We start from the raw sequence: 4,935 nt of genomic DNA, 5'->3' as shown, positions 1-4,935 counted from the left end.
GGCGGCGACCGGGGCGTCCGCGCCGCGCCCCTGCTCGGCCAGGACGCCGACGCTGTCCTGGCCCGTCTCGGCCTCACCGCCGAGGAGATCGGCCGGCTCCGCGCGGAAGGGACGGTCGGATGATCCCGGACGGCTGGAACCCCGCCCCCGAGGAGTCCGTCGACGTCCTCGCCCCCGAACCGCTGCTCGCCCTCGCGGGCCTGTTCGGCACCGTCCCGCCGGAGCGGGAGGCGCCGCCGCTCTGGCACTGGCTGTTCCATCTCGAACGCCACCCCCAGCACGCCCTCGGCCCCGACGGGCATCCCCGCGACGGCCGCTTCCTCCCGCCGCTCCAGAACCGCCGGCGGATGTTCGCCGGCGCCCGCTTCACCGCCCTCGCCCCGTTCCTGATCGGCGACCGGATCGTGCGCCGCACCGAGCTGGCGGACGCGCGGACCAAGCGGGGCAGCACCGGCGAACTGCTGTTCACCACGGTCCGTCACGAGTTCCGCCGTGGCGGCACGCTCGTGGCCGTCGAGGAGCAGGACCTCGTCTACCGCTCCGGCGGCCCCACCGCCGCGCCGCAGGAGCCCCTGCCGCAGGTCCCCGGCGAACTGCGCGAGACCGGTCCGGGCGAACTGGTCCTCCGCGCCGATCCGGTGCTGCTGTTCCGGTTCAGCGCCCTCACCTACAACGCCCACCGCATCCACTACGACCACGCCTACGCGACCGGTGTGGAAGGCCACCGGGGGCTGGTCGTGCACGGCCCGCTGCTGGCGATCCTGCTCGCCGAACCGGCCCGCCGTTCGGGACGCCGGGTGACAGAGCTGACGTTCCGCGCGCACCGCCCGGTGTTCGCGGGGGTCCGCACGGTGGTGAGATCGGACGAAAAGGTCGCCAACGCCCTGCTGCCCGACGGAAAAACGGCAATGAGCATGACCTTCCAGGCGAACGTCATGGAACGGGCTGTATAACTGTCCCGTCTGATCGGGACACCCCCGACCCGCAGGCAGGAGGCCCCGTTGTACAACCCGCCGCCCACTCCGCCCCCGCCGGGCTACTACCAGTACCCGCCCCAGCCGCTGCCGCCGCGCCGCAGCAGGCTGCCGCTCGTGCTCGGACTGGTGGCGGCCTTCCTGGTGCTGGCCGTGGCCGGTGGCGTCGGCTTCTACGTGGTCAAGGCAAAGAAGTCCGGCTGCGGCTCCGACGGGGTCACCCTCACCATCGCCTCCTCGCCCGAGAAGCTCGGGATCATGAAGGAGGCGGCGGAGGACTACAGCGGCACCGAGGTCGACGGCCGGTGCGTGACCGTCAAGGTGGTCTCCAAGTCGTCCGGCGAGGTGATGACGTCGCTCGCGCAGGGCTGGAACCCGACGGCCGACGGCCCAGCCCCCGACGTGTGGTCGCCGGCCAGCTCCGGCTGGGTCAGCCTGCTGCGCCACCGGATCGAGAAGAACGGCACCATCGACGTCGTGCCGGAGGAGACCCCCGGCATCGCGACCGCTCCGCTCGTCATCGCGATGCCCCGGCCGATGGCCGAGGCGCTCGGCTGGCCGAGCAAGGCGATCGGCTGGCGTGACGTCCTCGACCTGGCCACCGACCCGCGCGGCTGGGGCGCCAAGGGCCATCAGGACTGGGGCAGGTTCCGGCTCGGCAAGACCAACCCGAACTTCTCCACCTCGGGCCTCAACGCCACGATCGGCGCGTACTTCGCGGCCACCGGCAAGTCCGACGACCTGTCCACGGCCGACCTGCAGCGCGGCGACGTCAAGAACTTCGTGCGCGGGGTGGAGTCGTCGGTCGTGCACTACGGCGACACCACGCTCACCTTCCTGCAGGGCCTCCAGCGCGCCGACGACGCGGGCCAGGGCCTCAGCTACGTGTCCGCCGTGGCCGTCGAGGAGATGAGCGTCTACTACTACAACCAGGGCAACCCGACCGGCGACCCGGCCACCGCCGGCAAGCACGCCCCGCCGAAGGTGCCGCTCGTCGCGGTCTACCCCAAGGAGGGCACCCTGGTCTCCGACCACCCGTACGTCGCGCTGACCTCGATGGATCCCGGCAAGCAGCCGGTCGCCGCCGCGTTCCTTGAGTACCTGCGCGGCGACGAGGTGCAGCAGCGGTTCGCGAAGGACGGTTTCCGCGGCTTCGACAACAAGGTCACCCCGGTGACGACCGAGGCCAACGGCTTGCTGCCCAGCCAGCCCGCCAAGATGATCGCGCCGCCCGCGCCCGCGGTCGCCGACCAGGCGCTGGCGAGCTGGGAGGCGCTGCGCAAGCGCTCCAACGTGCTCTGGGTCGTGGACGTGTCCGGTTCGATGAAGGAGGAGGTGCCCGGCACCGGCAAGACCCGGATGGAGCTGGCCAAGGCGTCGCTCGCCAAGGCGATGGACCAGTTCATCGGCGCCGACAAGGTCGGCCTCTGGGAGTTCGCGACCAAGCTCGACGGTTCCCGTGACTACCGGCCGCTCGTCCCGGTGGGTCCGATCTCCGCGAACCGGGCGACGCTCAAGGCGAGGATCGCGGGTCTCACGCCGCGGACCGACACCGGGCTGTACGACACCGCGCTCGCGGCGTTCGGCACGGTCCGCGACGCCCGCGACCCCGGCGCGATCAACTCGGTGGTCCTGCTCACCGACGGCCAGAACGACGACCCGGGATCCATCTCGCTGGACGGGCTGACCTCGAAGCTCGACAAGGAGAGCGGGGTCCGGCTGTTCACCATCGGGTTCTCCGCGGGCGCCGACCAGGCCGTGCTGAAGAAGATCGCCGAGGCGACCGACGCGCAGTCCTACAACGCGTCCGACGCCACCACCATCGACAAGGTCATCGGAGCGGTCACCTCCAACTTTTAGCATTCACTCCACACTCGGCGTGTTCGTCTGGTTACCTAAGGGAGTCATTCGAGCTGAGCCGGGGGGAGCGCCCGATGCACGCGTCGCCGCGACGTCAGATCAAGCCGTCAAGGCTGGGCCTGGCCGCGGCGGGAACCGTGGTGCTCGTCACCGCGGGCGTGCTGCTCCGGCTGGAAGGCGACGCCTGCGCCGCGGTGTTCGCGCGGGACACCGCGGGGCAGGCATTTCACTACACCGGATCGGGCGGCGACAACCGCTGCTCGTTCGGAGCGCTGCCCGCCGACGGCATGTTCGTGTCGCTGGCGGCGGCCGACTACGGGCAGGCCGACCTGTGCGGCTCCTGGCTGGACGTGGCGGGCCCGGACGGCCGCCAGGTCAGGGTCCAGGTCGTCGACCGGTGCGCGGGCTGCGCCGACGGCGCGCTCGACATGGGCGACCGCGCGTTCGCGAAACTCGCGCCGCTGTCGCAGGGCAGGCTGGACGTCCGCTGGCGGCGGGTCCGTGACCCGTTCCCCGCCCCGCCCGCGCTCGCGGTCCGCGTCAAACCGGCCTCCAACGCCCACTGGCTCGGCCTGATCATCCTCGGCCACGCCAACCCGCTGCGCTCCGTCGAGGCCCGTTCCGGCGACGGCTGGCGGCCCCTCACCCGCGGCCTCGACAACCACTGGGTGCTCACCGAGCCGGGCGGCGGCCCGTACACACTGCGCGTCACCGACGCCTATGACAACCAGAAGGTCCTGCCGGACGTGAACCTCACGCCGGGCCTGACCCAGACCACCGGGCTCCGCATGTACGGGGGAGCGGCCCCCGCCGCCGTGCAGAGCGGCGTGCCGGCCCCGCCCGTCGGAGCGGCCCTGCCCCCCGAACCACCGCTGCGGAGCACTCCGCACTGCGGTTGACGTGTTCGGCCCTGGTGGGAGGTGGAGGAATCGTGCGCGGTGATTCCTCCACCTCCCACCAGGGCCGACCCGTGTGCGCTACTGGATCGTGAGCAGGGCGCCCAGGCCGAGGCTCCGCGCGGTGATCTCGTAGGAGCCCTTGGCGGTGATCCGGCCGCCCCGGTTGGGCAGGACCGTGATCCGTCCCGTCTGGTTCTCCCCGGCGGCCAGGACCACCAGGTCGGGACGGCGGTCGCCGGTCAGCTGGAGCAATGCGACCGCGTCGCCGAACGCGTCGTGCTCCTCCGGGCTGCCGGGCACTCCGGGGGTGGCCTGGGTCCAGCGCTGGGCGCGTTTGCCGGTCACGCCCTTCGCGGTGCCGTAGAGGAGGTGGACGGCGCCGGAACCTCCGAAGGGCTCGGGGTCGCCCAGCGCGACGTCGGCCTTGCCGTCTCCGTCGACGTCGGCGGCCGCGGACGCGCCGCCGTAGGTGATGGCGCGGCGCGGTGCGTGCGGGAGGTCCTTCCGGTCGTGGAGCTCCTGGAGCGGCACGGGACCCGCCTTGGAGCCGCGCAGCAGCTGGGTGGTGCTGAACGCCCAGCCGTCGTTCTCCGCGATCTCCCCGGGCATTCCGGCGACGATGTCGGTACGGCCGTCGCCGGTGATGTCCGCGGCGGCGCGGGGAGGGGTCGCGTTGACGTCCGGGTAGACCGCGGTGCCGAAGCCGTCGCCCGTCCCGGGCACGAAGGCCAGCCCGCCGGTGACCTCCCACCGGTCCCAGATCGCGAGGTCGAGACGGCCGTCGCCGTTGAAGTCGCCCGCGATCCCGCCGTCGGTTCCGTGGGTGTCGGGGCTGGTGTCCGCGTCGTCCTGCCGGTGCGACGGCAGTTTGGCTGGCGTGCCCCGGCCCTTCGCGGCCGAGTAGAGACGGAAACCGTCCTCGACCAGGACGACGAGGTCGGCCCCGCGCCGCCGGTCGAAGGCGCCCGCGATGAGCCCGGTGACGTCGGCGCCCCCGGTCGTGACCGACGAGCGCCGCCGGGTGAGGCCGCGCGGCCCGCCATGGATGATCGTCACCTTGGGGCCGCTGTACGGGCCGGGGAAGGTCGCCAGGTCCGCGTAGCCGTCGCGGTCGAAGTCGCCGGAGGCGCCGCCCGCGGCGTTCTTGACGAGCTGGTGCCTGCGGGTTCCGCCGAAGACGACCGCGACGGCCGGCTCGGCGC

General features: G+C 72.6%; 4 protein-coding genes. 3 read left to right on the top strand and 1 reads right to left on the bottom strand.

Going from position 1 to position 4,935, the window contains the following annotated elements; genetic code table 11:
- Positions 1 to 119: 119 nt before the first annotated feature.
- From ACYVE7_RS28985 to ACYVE7_RS28975, 3 genes are all read left to right on the top strand, one after another.
- A complete protein-coding gene (locus ACYVE7_RS28985; RefSeq protein WP_460369048.1) occupies positions 120 to 953 on the top strand; it encodes an HTD2 family dehydratase in 834 nt (277 codons plus the stop codon).
- Between the two features lie 48 nt (positions 954 to 1,001).
- The gene (locus tag ACYVE7_RS28980) at positions 1,002 to 2,834 is read left to right on the top strand and encodes a substrate-binding and VWA domain-containing protein (protein ID WP_460369046.1); all 1,833 of its coding nucleotides are present in this window, start codon (positions 1,002 to 1,004) and stop codon (positions 2,832 to 2,834) included.
- Between the two features lie 74 nt (positions 2,835 to 2,908).
- Positions 2,909 to 3,733, top strand: coding sequence for an expansin EXLX1 family cellulose-binding protein (locus ACYVE7_RS28975; protein ID WP_460369045.1), 825 nt, complete (start codon positions 2,909 to 2,911; stop codon positions 3,731 to 3,733).
- A gap of 78 nt (positions 3,734 to 3,811) precedes the next feature.
- On the opposite strand, the gene ACYVE7_RS28970 is transcribed toward ACYVE7_RS28975, so the two are convergent.
- Positions 3,812 to 4,935: FG-GAP and VCBS repeat-containing protein (locus ACYVE7_RS28970; RefSeq protein WP_460369044.1), on the bottom strand; the 1,124-nt coding region annotated here is incomplete at its 5' end.

The organism is Actinocorallia lasiicapitis (assembly GCF_054778695.1).
This window is presented reverse-complemented; position numbering and strand designations above follow the sequence as displayed.